The sequence below is a fragment of the Pseudomonas sp. 3HC3 genome (assembly GCF_044904505.1).
Taxonomy (GTDB): domain Bacteria; phylum Pseudomonadota; class Gammaproteobacteria; order Pseudomonadales; family Pseudomonadaceae; genus Aquipseudomonas; species Aquipseudomonas putida_Y.
Map to the genome: position 1 here is coordinate 137428 of NZ_JADDRH010000007.1, position 18626 is coordinate 156053.

Consider the following 18626-nt stretch of genomic DNA (forward strand, 5'->3'; position numbering starts at 1 on the left):
AGGGACCCCGGCAAGCGGCGGCCGGGTCTTGAAAAGCGATAATGGCATTATGCTGCCAATGAAAATTTTGTGAAGCAACTCACAAAAATGACGCTTCCCGTTATCAGGCCGAACGAAAGCGCACGCCCCCTCAATGGCGGGTGCCAGTCACCAGAAAATTGAGCAAGTCCGGCTCATCCCCCAAAGCGATAGCCTGCGCCGGCCGCGGCAGGCTCGTCAGCACTGCATTGCAGAAAGCCACGGCGGCCAGATCCTGTGCGTAGCAGCGCAGCAGCCAGTCGCCCTTGCCCCCCAGCAACTGCAACGCCACCGCTTGGCCGATGCCCTGGCGACGGTACTTCTTCAAGATGAACAGGTCGGCAAGCTCCTGCGCATCGATGCCAGGCAGTTCGCTGCGCTCGACCAGCACGAAGCCGGCGATGAACCCGTCTGCCAGCACCAGATACGCGCCCCAGCCGTCGTCCTGCCAGTAACGTTGCAGGTGCTGCTCGTGGATGTAGAAGCGGCCATCCGCCTCGACGTCTTCCTGCTCCCAGTCGGAGGACTCGTAGCAATAGAACTGGTAGAGATTGCGGATCAGTGGAGCCTGGTCGATGGTGGTTGGCAGCAGCGCGAGGGGGAGCATGGTGTGGGGCCTGAGCAAAAAGACGATTCTAGATCACCAGGCCTTTGCAGCAAAAAGCCCGGGACCTCCCCGCACGGAAAGCCCCAGGCAAAATCACAGTGACAAAACCTCGGACTCAGTCCTCCTGCAACGCCCGCGGCCGATGGCTTCGCTCTTCGGCGTCAGGCGACTGGGCACCCTGCAAGCGGAAGTCGAACGACAGCTCGGCAAAGCGCTCGCCTTGCACGCCGCGGTCGCGCGCCGCCGCCGCATCCTCGACAAAACGCAGTTCGCCGATCAGCCCGTCACGGGTGGCATAGGCAAAGTCGTCCCACAGGTACTTGTCGCCCGCAAAGTTGATCTGCGTGGTCAGGTGGCGGTGCCCTGGTGCCGAAATGAAGAAGTGCACGTGCGCCGGGCGCTGGCCGTGGCGGCCGAGCAGGTCCAGGCATTCCTGGGTTGGGCCCTGCGGGTCGCAGCCATACCCCGACGGCACGATCGAGCGCGCGCGGTAACGGCCCTCGGCATCGGTGATGATACGCCGGCGCAGGTTGAACTCGGACTGTGTCGAATCGAAGTACGAATAGGTGCCCTGGGTGTTGGCGTGCCACAGGTCGACGGTGGCACCGGCCAACGGCTTGCCGTTGGCATCGAACACCTGGCCCTGAAGGAACATCACCACGCCTGGGTCAGTGCCGTCGTCCATGCGCACTTCGCCCTGGGCCAGCGGCGCCCCGGCAACGTACAACGGGCCTTCGATGGTGCGCGGGGTGCCGCCGCCAAGGCCGGCTTCAGCATCCTTGGCATCCTGCAACAAGTCGAGGAAGTGCTCGATGCCCAGGCCAGCAGCCAGCAGGCCCGCCTCATTACGGCCGCCCAGGCGGTTGAGGTAGTCGACGGCGTGCCAGAACTCGTCCTCGGTGATTTCCAGGTCTTCGATCAGCCGAGCGGTGTCCTGCAGCACGCGCAGAATGATCTGCTTGAAGCGCGGGTTTCCTTCGGCATGGTCCAGGCCAGCCACCTGGTTGAAGAAGGCTTGAATGTCGGCAGTGTGGGAAATTTTCACGGTCATCGTGCTTACCTCGTATTGTTCTTGTCAGGCATACAGGTGCGAATCAGCGATCGTCGCTGTGAATAGACGAGGGATGCCGACACAGGCCGTCGACCTCGATGTCCATGTACGGGAACAGCGGCAGCTGCATCAATGTGTCATGCAACGCCTCGACGCTGGGCACATCGAACACGCTGTAGTTGGCGTAATGCCCGGCAATGCGCCACAGGTGGCGCCAGGTGCCTTCACGCTGCAGGCGCTGGGCCAGTTCCTTTTCATCAGCCTTGAGCTGGGCGGCCTTGGCCGGGTCCATGTCGACCGGCAGCTTCACGGTCATCTTTACGTGGAACAACATGGTTATCTCCTTGCTTGCTGATCAGCGACGGGCGAAACGCGCCAGGCGCTGTTCGTCCAAAGTCAGGCCAAGGCCTTGGGTATAGGGGATGTGCAGCTGGAAGTCGCGGTACTGCGGCGGCTCGTTGACAATTTCCTCGGTCAGCAGCAGCGGCCCGAACAGCTCCGTACCCCAGGTGAGCTGGCGCAGGGTGAGGAATGCATGGGCCGACGCCAAGGTGCCGATCGAACCTTCGAGCATGGTGCCGCCGTACAAGGCGATGCCGGCGGCCTCGGCGATCTGTGCAGTGCGCAGCACTGCGCGCGGGCCACCATTCTTGGCGATTTTCAGGGCGAAGATGCTGGCGGCGCCGTCGGCGGCCAGGCTGAAGGCGTCCTCGACACTTTCGATTGACTCATCGGCCATGATCGGTGCCGGGCTGCGCTGGTTCAGGCGCACCTGGCCACCGCGGTTGATGCGCGAAATCGGCTGCTCGATCAGGTCGATGCCATTTTCGCCCAATACCTGGCAGGCGCGGATGGCCTGGGACTCGTCCCAGTACTGATTGACGTCGACCCGCACGCTGGCGCTGTCACCCAGCTCGCGCTTGATCGCGATCACATGCTTGAGGTCCTGGGCCACCGGGTTGGCGCCGATTTTCAGCTTGAACACGCGGTGCCGGCGAATTTCCAGCATGTGCTGGGCTTCGGCGATATCGCGGGCGGTGTCGCCGCTGGCCAGGGTCCAGGCCACTTCCAGGCTGTCACGCACGCGGCCCCCCAGCAGTTCGCTGACCGGCAGGCCCAGGCGTTTGCCCTGGGCGTCTAGCAAGGCGCTTTCGATACCGGACTTGGCGAAAGTGTTGCCCTTGGCCAGTTTGTCCAACTTGAGCATGGCGGCGTTGATGTTGTCTGCTGGCAGGCCGATCAGCGCCGGGGCGAGGTACGCGTCGATATTGGCCTTGATGCCTTCGGGGCTTTCGTAGCCATAAGCCAGACCACCGATGGTGGTGGCTTCGCCGATGCCTTCCACGCCATCGCTGCAGCGCAGGCGCAATACCACCAGGGTCTGCTGCTGCATGGTGTGCATCGCCAGCTTGTGCGGGCGAATGGTCGGGAGATCGACGATAATTGCATCTATGTGTTCAATCAGCGCGCTTGTCATTGTTGCCAGGTCCCGTCAGGTCGGGCTTTCAGTTGCAGGCCCGAGTGATGCGTTTACTTGATTGTTGAAGGATTGCGCGAGACCCTGACGACCGTCCAATATCAAATGAATCTCCCACCATACCCTGGAGGTCTGATGGAGCTGCGCCACCTGCGTTACTTCAAAGTCTTGGCTGAGACCCTGAACTTCACCCGCGCCGCCGAGCTGCTGCACATCGCCCAGCCACCACTGAGCCGGCAGATCAGCCAACTGGAGGACCAGCTCGGCACCCTGCTGGTGGTACGCGAACGTCCGCTGCGGCTGACCGAAGCCGGCCGCTTCTTCTACGAGCAGACCTGCACCGTGCTGCAGCAGTTGCAGAACATCAGCGACAACACCCGCCGCATCGGCCAGGGCCAGCGCCAGTGGCTGGGCATCGGCTTTGCGCCCTCGACCCTGTACACCGTGCTGCCGGAACTGATCCGCGAGCTGCGCCAGGACAGCGAGCTGGAACTGGGCTTGAACGAGATGACCACCTTGCAACAGGTGGAGGCGCTGAAAAGCGGGCGTATCGACATTGGCTTCGGGCGCATTCGCATCGACGACCCAGTGATTCACCAGCAGGTGCTGTGCGAGGACCCGCTGGTGGCCGTGCTGCCCAAGGGCCACCCCCTGGCGGGCAGCCCCCTCAGTCTGGCCCAGTTGGCTGGCGAAGCGTTCATCCTCTACCCGGCCAATCCCCGGCCCAGCTATGCCGACCACGTGCTGGCGCTGTTCGCCCACCACGGCATGAGCATTCGTGTCAGCCAGTGGGCCAACGAATTGCAGACCGCCATCGGACTGGTAGCGGTTGGCGTCGGCGTGACTCTGGTACCGGCATCGGTACAGCAGCAGCACCGTCCCGACATCGAGTATGTTGGCCTGCTTGATAGCGGCGCCGTCAGCCCGATCATCCTCAGCCGACGCAAGGGTGATGTAAGCCCGATCGTGCAGCGGTGCCTGGCGTTGATCGAGCAACAGGCCATATGAACACACCATGCCCCTTGTGGACGCGGGCGCGCCCGCGAACACGGGCAGCGCAATTTCAAGGTTTCGGCGGTCAATGAGGTTTTGGGGCCAATGAGCTTGCAGTCATTGCCAAAATGAACATGGCCATTTGCTACATCTCCCAATGCCTACTAGATTCTTTAAGCGCCGCCATCGTGTCACCAGGAAGGTGGCCCCTCATACCCGCCAATCAATGCAGAATGGAGCTCTCAGAATGGCTATCAGTGCCAAAGTTAACGCTGAATTTTTGATCGACAAGAAGACCTACGAGGCTTCGCTCACCATCCCTGACTCCGCACCCACTGCCGATAAGCCGTTCACTTTCACTGTTACCTCGAAGGGCCCTGAAGCAGGGGCTGTAGAACAGAAGCTTCTCGAAGTCGCTGTGGGCGCCACCAACCAGGTATACGTTGCAGTTGCGCCACCAATGGACCTCATCTCTGACGCCATTGGCGGTGACGCCAAGGTCGTCCAGGCGCTGAATGTGGAGGTCTCCGAAGGCACCTACAAAAACGGGAAATTCGTAGTCACCCCTTGACCCCTCCTCGGTGGGGCATACTTCTATGCCCTACCGCTTTGACTCACCAGCCTGCGGGAGGGCACCTTGCCCATGGATATCCGCATTACGGCGCACTTTGCCTGGTCGGAGATTTTTGGTGGCACGTTTGCCACCCAGAGCAAGTGCCAGCTTGACCTGTCACGTCAGTACAGCCTGATCTATGCAGACTTGGGAACAGGGTTAGCAGAGGGATGGGATGTTTTTGCCGTAATAAACAGAGCCTTCAAAACTGACCTTCCCACCGGGCATCTACGGGTCAACGATGCCGGTTTTTTTACCTTCAGCCACTTCGGCGAAGGATCGCCCCCCCCTAAAACCTACCTGGATAGTATTTTCCCGCAGTCACCGGTCCCATCCAGCGTGTCCGGGACCACCGCGCCGATGGACAATACCGCGGGCTTTTGGCTGACGGTTAGCCTAAAGGACATCGAGCTATTCGGTAGTCTGATTGAAATCGGCTACGACTCGCCAGCAGGCGCGGGGGACAAGCTTTCACTGTCGGCGGTGCTGTCCAAAGGGACCGTTGCCGGCACCGCAGTCAAAGAGGCCATCTATTCGGCAAGTTTGCCCAACATCCGCCTGTTCAAGATTTTCGGCTTCGAGAACGTCGAGGTCCATTACCGCTTTAGCACTGCCAGACAGCTTGCTGTCAAAGGTTTGCTGCGTGTATCACTTTTCGATCAGAAGGAGTATCTGTTCCAAGGGGCGCTGATTTCAGACGATGTCAATAAGACGTTCTCGGCCTGCCTGCAGAGCGTCGAGCCAGACGAAAGCGTCCCCCGGCTTTTCGACGGCCAGATGCGCGGTATTTCGTTCCGGCGCCTGGTCTTCGGGGTGTTCGCCAAGTATGGCAGCACCGACGCGCAGAGAAGCATCCAAGTGCAGGGTACAGTTCAGGTCGGCTCGGCCCAGCTTACCGGGTACATCTACCTACAGAACGGCAAACCCCAGGTGGCCAGCGTCAAGGTCGACAAGACCCTGTCGATCGGCGATGTGTTCAACCAATGCATCCCCGGAGCGCTGTGGCCCACTTCCCTCATCGACATCACATTCATGGCGGGCACCGAGCTGTACTACCGCTTAGCAAGCGACAAGCAGCCTGAAAGGCTGGAGACATTCACCTGCCCTGCCTCAGGTGAGCTTCCCTCAGCCTCCCTCGCGAGCAGCATCGACTATCAGAACGGGTTCAACATCAGAGCGCTGTTCGAACTGAAGCTGGTCGAGACCCTGGAAGTGATCGGCACTATCCAGATTGGGAAGAATGGCGTCACTGCCGACATCGGCCTAGGGAAGCCCATCAACCTCTTCATCGTCACCATCGCTGCCGCACACGCCAGCGAACCCAGCGGCGGGCCGGCCTTCGAGCTGTCCACGGTCGAGGGTAAGTCATCGATGGGGTTCGTCGGCAGCATCTGGTTCATGCAGGCGTCATTCGGTGTCGACGTCAGTGTGAAGACCATCAAGAATGCCAAGGGCAACTCACAGATCGACTGCGCGCTCACGGCCCTGTCCGATCATTCGCCGTTTCTGCCCAAGGGCACTTCCCTGGGACTTCGATACAGCAAGGACGGAGGTTTCCAGGTCACGAACTGGCCGAGCTTCGAGTACCTGACCAAAGCCATCGACTTCATCAAGACCTTACAAGAACTGTCCAAGGAAGGCAGCCCCGGTTGCGGCAAGCTGGTCGGATTCGCATTCGAGAAGTTGCTGCAGTCAACATTCAAGATGAGTGTCTCGTTCAGTACTCAGGAGAATGATAAGGGCGTGAACCTGCTACTCAACGGGACCTACACCCTGTCCGTCGCGGATACCTCACTCACCGCCGTGGCAATACCCTTTCCTGAGATCGTGAGCTTCCCCCTACCAAACACAATTAAGTTCTCGGAACTTGGCGACTACATAGAGCGCGCGCTTGCGTCAGCAGCAGAGTCATTTGTCCGAGGCCTGCTGAAGAACCGTGAGGCCATTGCTGCCGTCATCGGCCTGACGGCGGGCAAGGCCGCAGCGTCCTATGCGGCCACCCTTGCATGCCAGTCATTGATAGACGGCGCAGCAGCAGATGCCGTTGTTGCGACCGCAGCCGAGGCATTTGCAGCGGCCACGGCCGCCGAGGCCGGAGGCGCCGCAGCCGGAGCATTGGTGGCCGGCGCTGTAGCCGCTGTCACCAGTTTCTTCGGTGGGACTGGGACTGGCACGGGGACAGGAACTGGGACTGGGACTGGGACAGGCACCGGTACCGGTACCGGTACCGCGACACAGAGCCCACCCGAAAATCCGCGAGTCAGCATCAGCAATCGCGTCGTTACCCTGACCTGGGGTGGAGGCCAAGGCAACGCAGGCTATCACGCGCAATTGCTCGACAGCGCTGCGAAGGTCCTGCTCGATAGACCGGGCCTAGATGGCGCCACCCGCAATAGTGCGTTTGAATTTGACGTGCAGTGGCCGTCCGGCCCCTACAAAGCACAGGTCCAAGGTGTTCGTGGTGAATCAGCCACGGATTGGGCGGGGGCCCCATTCAATCGACTGACTGCGCCAGAACAACCACGCGCTCAACAAAAACCAACCGTCAATGCGCCGGATTACGGCGTGCAACTGAACTGGCCTGCCGTTGCGGGTGCCTCGTCCTACGAGCTTTCAATTACCCAACCAGGAAGCGGAATCGAAAAAGAACCAATCAGGCCTGACCAGCAACAGCCCCTTCCACCCACGACATACGCGTTCATTTTCAACGAGGCTTCGCCGGCAGGTGATTACGGTTTCAGCGTTGCGGCACAAGGCGGGAATACGTCCGTAGACAGCCCTGACAGCCAGACTCTGACACTGGTTCGTCCAGATCAGCCTCAGGAGCTGCAAGCCAGCAGTGCCGGCAGCAGCGTAGTGTTGCGCTGGCGCGCCGTGGCCCAAGTATTCCGCTACCAGGTTTTGGCCAAGAGGGAGGGATCTTCTCTTCTGGTCATCGATCTGCAAACCCGCGACGAAGGTGGCGTAGTGCATGCCGAGTTCGCCTTGGCGAGTGTCTCGAACACCCCTATTGTCTATCATCTGCAGGTCCAGGCCCTGCCCGGCGCCGGCCAGGTCGACTACGTCGCGGGTGTGCCATCGGCTGTAGTCGACGTGACGATCACGTCTTACTCGACCGCAGCAGAAATGGCGGCAGCGCTCAACGCCCTCCATATCGAAGGCAGCCAATGCGGCACTCGGTTGCTCGCGGCGTTCCCGGCGCTCACCCCGAACACTTTGGCCAGCGCAATGGCACAAGGCGGTTACGCTGCGCAAGACACGAGCCAGGGCCTGATGGCCGTCTGGCCAAAGACTTCACCCTCGGACCTTGCCGCGGCATTGGCCTTCGCATACTCCGGCCCAGTGGACTGGGCGCGACGCATGTTCGCCCAGGGTGTTCCAGCTACTGAGTGCGCGAGTCAGCTGGTACAGAGGTTCAAATCCCTCACGCTGAGTTCCTTGGCCAATGCCCTAGCCCAGGGTGGATACGCATCCTTAGAAACCAGTAAGGCACTGCTCGCTGTATGGCCGGGCACACCCCCACTTGAGTTGGCAGCTGCGCTTGCCCTGGCGTACCCGGACCCGGTGCAGTTTGCAGCCTCTCAGTATGCCCAAGGCATCACGGGTGAGGCGTGTGCAGTCAATCTGTTGAAAGCATTCCCCCAGCTTGGCGCTGCAGAACTGGCAAGCGCTATGGCAAAAGCAGGCTACCTCGTGACAGACACGGCAACCGGACTCAGGGCTGCCTTCAGCGATATCTCGCCCGCAGAGCTATCAACTGCACTAGTCAGCGCATATCGGTAAAGGCGGGAGCTTTTGACGCTCCTGAGCATTCATGCGCACCGCTGTACCGCTACAACGAGCAACAGGATCTACCCGTTCACATGCGTCACCCACCCCGATAACAGTCAGTGTCTACGAAAGGAATCCAACATGAGCACCGAGTCTTTGATCAGCATCCTGCAGTCGTTGAAACAGCAAGGCCTGAGCCCTCTAGATGCGATAAGAAGCGCTCTTTCCCAGCCCCAGTCGCAGTCTCGGGCCCTTGGATCAACCGAGGACAGTACCACCGTGGCTGAAGCCGTCATTGAAGTCTTCTCCCCCCTGACCGCGACTCAGCTGGCAACCATCCTGCATTCGCTCTATCCCGCCATGACCGCACTTGAGGTCGGGACGACCATTCTCAGCCCAAAGGTTTTACCAGCCACTGCGGCTACTGAGATGACTGAAGCACTCACGAAAGCAGGCTTCAGCGCAGAGAGCGTCAGCGATGCGGTCAACATCCTGTACCCGGTCGCCGTGACTATCCAGGCTAACCAAGCCTGGCAGTCGACTGGTGTCACAGTGACGGGTCGTCAAATCACCCTCATAACTGCGGAGGGTTCCTGGACGGCCAACCCTGCCACAGGGAAGGTAGGCCCCGCTGGCAACACTAGCTACCGAGCAAAAGAAGGCTACACGTTGCCCGGTGCGTTTGAGGGGGCGTTGATCGGACGCCTCGGGAACAACGCTCCGTTCTTGGTCGGACCGCAGGTCAAAGTGCCAGCAGGACAGTCTGGTCTATTGCTGCTGTGCATCAACGATGACATCAACGGGATTTATGGGGCGGGCCTGAAAGACAACCAGGGAAGTCTGCAGGTGAAGATCGAGACACAAAGCGAATGACCGAAACTGCCAGCCCGGTGCCCTTCCCAACCGGGCTCGGCAGTCTCATTGCCCCTGTGATCGGTCACGCTCGCCATAGAGCAGGGTCACATTCACCCGTTGGTTGACGTAGCCCGTGCGGAAAGCCAGTGGCGCGGTCGCGTGGAACAGGTCGGAATTGAAGATGATGGCTCTATTGCAACGGTAGGGAATGATCGCTGGGCGAGCCCCAGACTCTTCCAGGAACGCCACAATCCGGTCACCGTGCCGATTGTAGGTTTCGAAGTCCCAGTCCAGGGGCGCTTCGACGTCGTAGATCACAAGCCCTCCAGAATCGTGATCAAGATTGGCCTCGTCAGGTGTAATCCAAAAGTTCACGTTCACAGCGGCGAAGTCAGCGTGTGGGTTTGTCGCTGGCTGATCATGCTGGTACTTGAATCCCCACATCTGCAGTAGTGGGTGATGCACGCCTATCAGTTCGGGGAAGAAACGCCGAATTTCCTCTGCGACCTGCAGCAATAGCGGACAGTTGAAGCCATCCCTGAAGAACGCCCCTAGTCGACCATGTGCATAGCGGTCGGTGTGCCAGATGGTGGATTGCAAACAGAACGCCTGTAGGAGCGCCAGCGCATCTGCTGACAGAAAGTCATCGATCACGACAAGGCCCAGCGGGCTTTCCTGGTAATCCCGCTCTGCCTGGAGCAGAGCCGGGCTCAGGTTCAAGGCCCCTTCGGGCAGGCGCGGCGCGTTCAGTTGGTAGACATTCCGCCCGTAGCACGCTGGCAGTGGCGCGACCACGACCGGGGGCCTCAAAGAATTGTCAGCGTGATCGTATCGTTGGAGAACTGCCTCATACGCGGCAATTTCCGCCACAAGCTGCGGACCAATCAGCCCATGGTCTCGCAAATAGCGTAACTGTTCGAGGTCGTGGGCCAGCTTCGCCCGCGAAGCCCCAGTTGGAACACCAGGACGCTGGGAAGTATCGGGTTGAGATAACGTTCGCTCAACCCCGCGAGTTACAGTGGCATAGTGCGCGGCCCACACACCTGCGTCGACAAGGTCGTGAGCCCGCAATGAGGTGCTGACGAGGTTATCCAGGATTTCTGGATCGCGCGGGTACAGTTCTTCCAGCATCCTCCACATAGCTCGGGCCGAGTCATGTTGCCCTATGTAGCCATATAGTGTTGCAAGTAGAAAGGCCAAGTTAGCCCTGGCTAGGTTGAACGTTGGCTGCAGGCTGATTGCAACTTTGTAGCTCGAAATCGCATCCTCATTGCGCCCCAACTGCTGTAAGGCCCAAGCAAGATTGTTGTGGCCAGCAGCCGAGTGAGGGATCTGCTGCACAATGGCACGAAAGCAGGCCTCAGCGGCCTCATAATCCCCCTGGTCGCAGAGGCTACAGCCCTCCTCAAGTCGGACTGATACCGCCTCCTGCGAGCAGCCTTCCGGGAGGGTCCGGAGCACACCATATTTCGAAGTCAGGCCCTGCACGCTCACGCAAGACCCCTGAATTGTTCCAGGTAAAGCTTCATCGTCCTCGCATCATCGATAGCTTCGTTGACAGTATTCTCAACACCGTCATTCCAGTCATCGCCAATCGCAGCTCTGGCAACATCTGTATCCGTGAGCGCAGCCCAGGTGGACTCGGTATCCAGAAGCCCGGTGACATCGAGTTGACGCCGTCGCTCATTCTCCGACGCGTTGAGTAAGAAATCGTAGTTCAGGAGCAAGCTGCTTTCGATCAATTTCCCAAGCATGCCCTGGCATTCGATGTAGCCAACGTAGACCTCGCCTCCAGCAGTCGCAATCTTTAGGCCATTGTTAGTCTCGACCCCGCCAAGAGTACGCATTTTGTGGATCTGGCCGCCAGGCTGGGATTGCTCATAAAGCCTTTGACTGATTGAGCGCGAAGTGAACCCGCAGTAGAGGGGGAGACAAGTGCCCTGCCTGCTGTCCGTGACAAAATAGATCACATAGATGCCCGGGCTTTGTACTTCAGCATTTTGACCAGGAGACAACGACAACGCGCTCCCGCCGTAGGCCCGAATGATACCGGTAATGTTTCTGCTATCCCTTTCAGCGTCCATGACTTCGTCCTTGTAAATTGCGCACCAGATTGCTCAGTTGAGCAGCGTACAGAACGCTAAGCTTAGCCACCATAGCGCCACTAGCCAGTGGCCGGCGACGAGTGACTCCAGTTAGCCAGGAAAGGCCCTCGGCCGGACATTGTTCCGCGAGGGCTGAGCAGCGAAGAAGATACCGGTGCGCCTTGTGAAATGCCCCGACGGCATGTACGTCAGCCGCAGGGCATTGATCACCGCGTTACGCTATGGATTTCCAGCTGATCACCGCGTAACCAGTCGATAAACCGTGCAAACAACTCAGATTGCGAGTTGATCTCAAGTTTCATGTACAGGTTCTTGCGGTGCATGCGCACGGTCTCCGGCGAGATACCCAGCTCCAGCGCGGTAGACTTCACCGAGTGCCCGCGCAAGATCATGTGCGCCACTTCCCGCTCGCGGTCGGTCAGCACCTGGCAGCCAAAGCTGTCGAACGCTGCCTGCAGGCTGCCACGCTCGGTTGATGCAGCGCCCGGTTCCAGGTTGTGCCGGGCATAGCGCCCCAGCAGTTCGCGTACCATCGGCTCCAGTGCACGCAACAGGTCGACTTGCCCGGCATTCAGGCGGGTGCCGCTGCAGCCCTGGAACAGGCTCAGCGACAGCTTGCGGCCTGCGCTGAGGTCGACGATGTAGTAGCTGTCCTCACTGCAACCTGTACCCAGGTAATAGGCCTTGTAGTAGTCGCTGTCGAAGAAGTTGTCGGGGGCGATTTCCTGCAGGTGGTAGAAGCCTTCGGCCAGGCCGCTTTGCACGGCAAGGCAGAAAGGGTCCAGCAGGTAGCCGGCACTGAAATAGCGCTCCAGCACGGCGGCCCGGTGCCGTTCGGGGATGCCTTGCTGGTACAGCAACTGCGGTGCCCGCCCCTGGCACTCAAGGCTGATCATCATCGACTCCACCTGCACCAACTGGCCGATGGCAGCGGCCACATACTCCAGCGCCTCGGGGGTTTCGCCATGGGCCAGGGCGCGTTGCAACGCCGCGTGCCACTGCTGCAGCGCGCCCATTGTGAGGGTAAGCGGGGTGTCGGGAGAGGCCTGGGTCATGCCCGGCAGTCTAGCCTGCCAGGCACGCCCGCGCACAGCCCTTTGCGCCAGGTTCATCGGCCTTGGTACAGGCCAAGCGCCGTGAGTTCACGCGCGGTTTCGATGATGCACTGGCGCAGGGTCTCGACGATCTCGTCCACCTGTGCATGGGTAATGATCAACGGAGGCGACATCACGTTCAGGTGCATGATCGGACGCACCAGCAAGCCTTTTTCCTGCGCCTTGCTGTGGATCCGCTCGCCGATGTTCACCTCATCGGCGAACAGTGCCTTGCTGGTCTTGTTGGCGACGAACTCGACACAGGCCATCAGCTTCATGCAGCGCACATCCCCCACCAGCGGCAGCTCGCGCAGGCTCTGCAAACGTTGCTCAAGGTAACCCCCCACGTCCTTGACATGATCGAGCAGTTGCTCGCGCTCGATGATCTCGATGTTCTTCAGCGCCGCCGTGCAACACACCGGGTGGCCGCTGTAGGTGAAACCGTGGGTGAAGCAACGGCCCTTGCCCGGCTCGGCAATCACTTGCCAGATGCGCTCGGAAAAAATACACGCGCCCAGCGGCAGGTATGCCGAGGTCAGGCCTTTGGCGGTGGTGATGATGTCAGGGATGACGCCAAACAGTTCCTCGCTGGCGAAGAAGGTGCCCAGGCGCCCGAACGAGGTCACCACTTCGTCGGCGACGAACAGGATGTCGTAGGTCTGGCACAGCTGCCACATGCGCTGGAAGTACCCCTTGGGCGGAATGATCACCCCGCCCGAACCCATGATCGGCTCGGCGAAGAACGCCGCCACGTTGTCGGCACCCAGCGAAAGGATCTTGTTCTCGAACTCCGCTACCAGAAAGTCGAGGAACTCCGCCTCGTCCATGTCGTCTGGCGCGCGGTACGGGTTGGGGTTGGAGACGTGGTGGATCAGGTCGTGGTGGTAATCGAACTCCGGCACCCGGTCGGCGGCCTTGTTGCCAATCGACATGGTCAGGGTGGTGGAGCCGTGGTAGGCGTTGTAACGGGCGATGATGTGCTTCTTGTGCGGCTTGCCGCGGCAGTTCTGGTAGTACTGGATCAGCCGGTAAGCCGTATCGACTGCGGTGGAGCCGCCTGTGGTGAGGAACACATGGTTCAAGTCACCCGGCGCCAGCTGCGCGAGCTTCTGGCACAGTTCGATGGCGACGTCGTTGGCCATGTCGGAGAACGGGTTGGAGTAGGCCAGCTGGCGCACCTGGTCAGCGATGGCCACGGCCATTTCCTCACGGCCCAGGCCAATGTTGGTGCACCACATGCCGCCGACGGCATCGAGGAAACGGTTGCCATGGGTGTCGCGAATGTAGGCGCCCTCACCGGCGACGATGTTCAATGCACCTTGCTCGCGGTGCTCGTCGAACACATGGTAGCCGTGCATGTAGTGGGCCTTGTCGGCGTCCACCAGCGGGTCGTGGGCAATGGCGAATGCTTTGCTTGGGGTGGCCATGGGCAGCTCCTTGGCGGGAATCGTTGGGCGGTGTTCAGAAACCGGTCTTGACCGTGCTCCAGACCCGGGTGATGGCGCGCATGTCCTTCGGGCTCTGGGTTTTCTGTGCGAACAGCCGTTCGCGGGTGGGTGCGTCGGGGTAGATGGCCGGGTCCTGGCGAATGTCATCACGCACCAGCGCGGTAGCGGCAGCGTTGCTGTTGGCGTAGTGGATGTAGTTGGTGACCTTGGCCATGGTCTGCGGCTGCAACAAGAACTCGATGAAGCGGTGCGCGTTGGCCGCGTGCGGCGCATCCTTGGGGATGTACAGGTTGTCGAACCAGATCAGCGAACCTTCCTGGGGGATGAAGAACGACAGTTTGATGTCCTTCTTCGCTTCCACCGCACGGGCCTGGGCGGTGGCGTAGTCACCGGACCAGGTCAGCGCCAGGCAGACATCGCCGTTGGGCAGGCTGGTGAGGTAGTTGACCGAGTCGAACTTGCGAATGTAGGGGCGGATACCCAGCAGCAGTTGTTCGGCCGCCTTGAGGTCGGCCGGAGACGCACTGCGCGGGTCCTTGCCCAGGTACTGCAGGGCCAGCGGGATGACCTCGGTGGGCGCGTCCATCAGGGTGACGCCGCAGTCGGCGAAGCGCGAGACGATCCTGGGGTCGAACAACATGGCCAGCGAACCGATCGGCGCGTCGGGCATGCGTGCGGTGATCTTGTCGACGTTGTAGGTGACTCCCGAACTGCCCCAGGTGTAGGGCGCCGAATACTTCAGGCCGGGGTCGTAACCCTGCAGGTTGTTTACCACCTGCTGGTCGAGGTTGTGCCAGCTAGGCAGTTGCTGCTTGTCCAGTGCCTGGAACACGCCGGCGCTGATCAGCGGGGGGACAAGCGAGGCGTTGAGCATGACCAGATCGTAGCCGGAACGGCCGGTGAGCAGTTTGGTCTGCACGGTTTCGTAGCCATCGAAGGTGTCGTAGATGACCTTGATGCCGGTGGCCTTCTCGAAGTCGGCCAGGGTGGTTTCGCCGATGTAGTCGGTCCAGTTGTACAACCGTAACGTGTTACCGCTGTCCACCTCTGCCGCCTGGGCCAGGCTGGCGCCAGACGCCAGCAGCAGACCGCCCATCACCTTCAGTACCTTGCGCATGGCAACTCCATCGTGTGAGTGCTCCGGATCGAGCCGATGAGTTCACTATCGGTGGATTCGCCCAAGGGTGACATACCCCGAATGTGTGGGTAGCCGTATTTAGTGCCGCTCTCAGGGAACAACCGCTAATGCGTTGACTTAGCGAGGGCTCCAAAGGCTGGGCAACCTTCTGCAGGCTTACCGCCAGCCTTGAGAGCAGCGTGGGGTGTCAGCTGAGGGGGTACAACGCTTCATCGAACTGCGCCAGGCGCGGGAACACCAGTGGCTGGTCGTCCGAGAGCTGCTCCAGACGCTGCCGGTATTGCTGCAGAAAGTCCTGCCGCGCATCCGCACTGATGTAAGGCACGTGCCAGGCCACGAACGGCGGCAGCACCTCGAACCCGACATAGGCCAGCGTGCCACGCAGGATCGGCCGCAGCATGTCTTCCAGCGGCCCGTGAATCGCGCCGTCGCCAAACATGTGCTCGCGCCCGCCCAGGGTCACGGTCACCAGCGCCCTCTTGCCGGCCAACCCGCCCTGGTCGTAGAAGCGCTTGCCGCCATAGCACACCCCCGACACCAGCACCCGGTCGATCCAGCCCTTGAGCATGGCCGGTGCCGAGAACCAGAAGATCGGGAAGTTCAACACCAGCAAATCGGCCCACAACAGTTTGTCCAGCTCCTGCTGGATGTCTGCGGCAAGGGCACCGCGCTTGACGCCCTGACGCTGCTCCAGCGCATACACGAGGTACTCAGGGTTCTCGCGCTGGGTAAAGTCATCGGCACTGGCTACCGGGTTCCAGCCCATCGCGTACAAGTCGCTGACCTGCACCTGATGGCCTTGGGCGCGAAAGGTTTCCACCGCCTGATCACGCAGGGCAGCCGTGAACGATTGCGGCTCGGGGTGAGCATGGACGATCAGTACATTCACAAGCATTCTCCTCACACAAAACAGGTTATCTTGCCGCAGTGGTTCAGCAGCACGCGCCTTCCTCCAGGCACAGGCGGCGCGTACGCTGGACAGAGTGCTCACGCAACCGTCTGCCCGTGCATCAGTTCGCCGGCACAGCGGGCAATGCGCTGGCAGGCATCGACCAGCGCCGCATTGCCCAGCACCAGGCCCAGGCGGATATGCCCGGCAGCACTGGGGCCGAACGCTTCGCCGGCAAGCACCGACACGCCCTGGCTGTCCAGCAGGTAGTCGGCAAAGGCCTGGGCGCTAACGCCGGTTTCACGGATGTCGACCATCACGAACATGCCACCATCGGGCTTCAACGCCTTCAGGCCCGGGCAGCCAGCCAGCTGCTCGCACACCAGATCGCGCCGCTGGCGGTAGGCCTCGCGCATGGCGGCCAGCTCGGGCAACGGCTGCTCCAGCGCCACCACGGCAGCATCCTGGACGAAGTCCGGCAAGCCGTAGAGCATGCACAGGGCGAGGTTTTCCAGATGCGTGGCCAGCGCTGTCGAACCGACCACCCATCCAATACGCCAGCCGGTCATGGCATGCGATTTCGACAGGCTGTTCAGCGTTGCGGTGCGCTCGGCCATGCCCGGTAGGCTGCCGGGGCTGACATGCTCGCCTTCATACAGCAGCTCGCTGTAGACCTCGTCAGAGATCAGCCACAGGTCATGGGCAACGCACAGTTCAGCCAGCGCTTCCCAGGTGGCGCGCGGCAGGCTCGCCCCTGAAGGGTTGTGCGGGCTGTTCAGGGCCAGGGCGCGGGTGCGCGGGGTAATGCACTCGGCGACGTCACGCGGGCACACGCGAAAGCCATTCTCGGGCTTGACCGGTACCGGCACCACCTTGGCGCCGCAGGCACCGAACACGGCCTCGTAAGTGACATACATCGGTTCGGCAACGATCACCTCGTCGCCTGGGTCGAGTATGCACTGGGCCACGCAGAACAACGCGCACTGGGCACCCGCCAGCACCGTCACCTGGTCGGCGCTCACCGCCTGGCCGCTGCGTTGCCGGTGACGGTTGGCGATGGCCTGGCGCAGCGCCAGCTTGCCGCGTACATCGGCGTAATGGGTATGGCCAGCGCGCAGGCTGTCGATGGCCGCCTCGACGATAGGCGCGGGCGTGTCGAAGTCCGGGTCACCCACCGACAGCAGCAGGATGTCCTTGCCCTCGGCCTGCAGCGCCAGGGCGCGGTAGTGGATGTCCCAGGCCGCGGCCCCGTCGCCGGCGATGCGTTGGGTGAGCTTGGCGTAGCGCATGGCAATCTCCTTTCAATGGCAATTTCAGTCGACGAGCATCTTCGGGTTGGAACTGCCCCATACGGTGTACAAATCGGCGAGCAACGCGCCGTTGATTTCTTCCATCTCGGCCTGGGTGATTTCGCCCCCGGCCTGCTTGCCGAACAGCACCACTTCGTTACCCCCCTTCACATCAGGGAAGTCGGTGACATCGACCATCAGCGTGTTCATCGACACCTTGCCCACGACCGGCACACGGTGGCCGTTGATCAGCACATGGCCCTTGTTGGTGAATACCCGGCGGTAGCCGTCGGAGTACCCGACCGTAATGTTGGCCAGACGCGAATCACGGGCCAGGGTGAAGGTGCGGTCATAGCCCACGGTGTTGCCGGCCGGATAGCTGTGCACCGCCGCCACGCGCGATTTGAACTGCATTGCACGTTTGTACTCGGTGCGCCCCGGCACGGTGTCGCCGAACAGCGCGCCCCCCGTTCGTACCATGTCCAGGCGCGCTTCCGGCACTTCCAGCGTAGCGAACGAGTTGGCGGCGTGCAGGGTGAGCTTGCTGCGGTCTAACCTGGCGTGCTTGATCAACCAGTCGGTCTGCTCGTTGAATGCCGCCAGGCCCTTGCGTACATCGTCCTTGTCTTCCACGGCGAAGTGGGTCATCAGCGCAACCAGTTCGAGGTGCTTCTGGTCGGTAATCTGCAGCGCTTCACCGCGGCCGGACCAGGTGGCCATCTCCACTCCGTTACGGCTCATGCCGCTGGAGTTGAATGCCAGATGGATGCGCAGGGTCTTGCCATGGCGCGCGGCGATGGCATCAGCCTGGCGGGCGAACTCAGCGCTGCCAACCAGCTCTTCCATGTCGTACTGCAAGGCATCTTCCAGCTCGCTCAGGCTGGCCGCACGGACCCGCACCAGTTGCCCGGTGAAGCCGCTGGCGCGGACCACCCGGGCCTCCTCGTTGCTGGCCACCGCCACGCAGGGCACGCCCTGGGCGATGATCGACGGCATCACCAGACCGATACCATGGCCATAGGCATCGGCCTTGAGCACGGCGCACAGCCTGGACTTGCCAGCCAATTCAGCCTGCAGGGTGCGGATGTTGTGTTGCAGGGCGCTGGCACTGACCTCGACCCAGGCGTTGCTGTTTTGCACGGTCAGGGCGTTGGTGCCGTTGCCCATCGACAACGGGGGTGCCGCATACAGGGGGGCCTGGCCGGTGATCAGAAGTGCCAGGGATGCAGCCAGAAGGGTACGGCGAAAGGGCATGGTGGTTACTCGTGTTCTTGTCGT

At 61.1% G+C, this 18626-nt stretch carries 16 protein-coding genes and 1 pseudogene; 4 read left to right on the plus strand and 13 right to left on the minus strand.

The features are described from left to right. Nucleotides 1–130: 130 nt before the first annotated feature. The 4 genes from INQ47_RS13215 to INQ47_RS13230 form a co-directional block, all read right to left on the minus strand. Nucleotides 131–625, minus strand: coding sequence for a GNAT family N-acetyltransferase (locus INQ47_RS13215; protein ID WP_404701855.1), 495 nt, complete (start codon nt 623–625; stop codon nt 131–133). Nucleotides 626–740: 115 nt separating this feature from the next. After that, nucleotides 741–1676 (minus strand): catechol 1,2-dioxygenase, encoded by a 936-nt coding sequence (gene catA, locus INQ47_RS13220; RefSeq protein ID WP_404701856.1) that lies wholly within the window; start codon nt 1674–1676, stop codon nt 741–743. Between the two features lie 43 nt (nt 1677–1719). Then, nucleotides 1720–2010 (minus strand): muconolactone Delta-isomerase, encoded by a 291-nt coding sequence (gene catC / locus INQ47_RS13225; protein ID WP_003256111.1) that lies wholly within the window; start codon nt 2008–2010, stop codon nt 1720–1722. 21 nt (nt 2011–2031) lie between these two features. After that, complete coding sequence (locus tag INQ47_RS13230) at nt 2032–3153, minus strand: muconate cycloisomerase family protein (RefSeq protein ID WP_404701857.1); 1122 nt, start codon at nt 3151–3153, stop codon at nt 2032–2034. A gap of 135 nt (nt 3154–3288) precedes the next feature. On the opposite strand from INQ47_RS13230, the gene catR reads away from it, so the two are divergent. The 4 genes from catR to INQ47_RS13250 all read left to right on the plus strand — a co-directional run bounded on the left by catR (nt 3289) and on the right by INQ47_RS13250 (nt 9403). Then, nucleotides 3289–4161 (plus strand): HTH-type transcriptional regulator CatR, encoded by an 873-nt coding sequence (catR, locus tag INQ47_RS13235; protein ID WP_010954552.1) that lies wholly within the window; start codon nt 3289–3291, stop codon nt 4159–4161. Between the two features lie 232 nt (nt 4162–4393). Continuing rightward, nucleotides 4394–4717, plus strand: coding sequence for a hypothetical protein (locus tag INQ47_RS13240; RefSeq protein WP_404701858.1), 324 nt, complete (start codon nt 4394–4396; stop codon nt 4715–4717). A gap of 72 nt (nt 4718–4789) precedes the next feature. Further along, on the plus strand, nt 4790–8542 hold the full coding sequence (locus INQ47_RS13245) for a hypothetical protein (RefSeq protein ID WP_404701859.1): 3753 nt from the start codon (nt 4790–4792) through the stop codon (nt 8540–8542). 129 nt (nt 8543–8671) lie between these two features. Next, nucleotides 8672–9403 (plus strand): hypothetical protein, encoded by a 732-nt coding sequence (locus tag INQ47_RS13250; RefSeq protein WP_404701860.1) that lies wholly within the window; start codon nt 8672–8674, stop codon nt 9401–9403. Between the two features lie 45 nt (nt 9404–9448). Here the strand turns inward: INQ47_RS13250 and INQ47_RS13255 are convergent, their stop codons facing one another. The 9 genes and pseudogenes from INQ47_RS13255 to alr all read right to left on the minus strand — a co-directional run bounded on the left by INQ47_RS13255 (nt 9449) and on the right by alr (nt 18602). Further along, nucleotides 9449–10516, minus strand: coding sequence for a hypothetical protein (locus INQ47_RS13255; RefSeq protein WP_404701888.1), 1068 nt, complete (start codon nt 10514–10516; stop codon nt 9449–9451). A 102-nt stretch (nt 10517–10618) separates the two neighbouring features. Beyond that, a pseudogene (locus INQ47_RS13260) lies at nt 10619–10879 on the minus strand (tetratricopeptide repeat protein); the annotation flags it as partial. After that, nucleotides 10876–11469, minus strand: a complete 594-nt coding sequence (locus INQ47_RS13265; RefSeq protein ID WP_404701861.1) for a hypothetical protein — start codon at nt 11467–11469, stop codon at nt 10876–10878. The pseudogene INQ47_RS13260 and the gene INQ47_RS13265, both read right to left, overlap by 4 nt. 227 nt (nt 11470–11696) lie before the next feature. Beyond that, nucleotides 11697–12545 carry a helix-turn-helix transcriptional regulator gene (locus INQ47_RS13270; RefSeq protein ID WP_404701862.1) on the minus strand — a complete coding sequence of 283 codons (849 nt, stop codon included), beginning with the start codon at nt 12543–12545 and terminating at the stop codon, nt 11697–11699. Between the two features lie 53 nt (nt 12546–12598). Next, a complete protein-coding gene (locus INQ47_RS13275; RefSeq protein ID WP_404701863.1) occupies nt 12599–14011 on the minus strand; it encodes an aminotransferase in 1413 nt (470 codons plus the stop codon). A gap of 34 nt (nt 14012–14045) precedes the next feature. Beyond that, on the minus strand, nt 14046–15149 hold the full coding sequence (locus tag INQ47_RS13280; RefSeq protein ID WP_274119171.1) for a polyamine ABC transporter substrate-binding protein: 1104 nt from the start codon (nt 15147–15149) through the stop codon (nt 14046–14048). Nucleotides 15150–15357: 208 nt separating this feature from the next. Next, on the minus strand, nt 15358–16059 hold the full coding sequence (locus tag INQ47_RS13285) for an NAD(P)H-dependent oxidoreductase (RefSeq protein WP_021782059.1): 702 nt from the start codon (nt 16057–16059) through the stop codon (nt 15358–15360). A 98-nt stretch (nt 16060–16157) separates the two neighbouring features. Continuing rightward, entirely contained in the window at nt 16158–17348 is a 1191-nt protein-coding gene (locus tag INQ47_RS13290; protein ID WP_404701864.1) for a pyridoxal phosphate-dependent aminotransferase, read from the minus strand. Between the two features lie 24 nt (nt 17349–17372). Then, on the minus strand, nt 17373–18602 hold the full coding sequence (gene alr, locus INQ47_RS13295; RefSeq protein ID WP_404701865.1) for an alanine racemase: 1230 nt from the start codon (nt 18600–18602) through the stop codon (nt 17373–17375). Between the last annotated feature and the right edge of the window lie 24 nt (nt 18603–18626).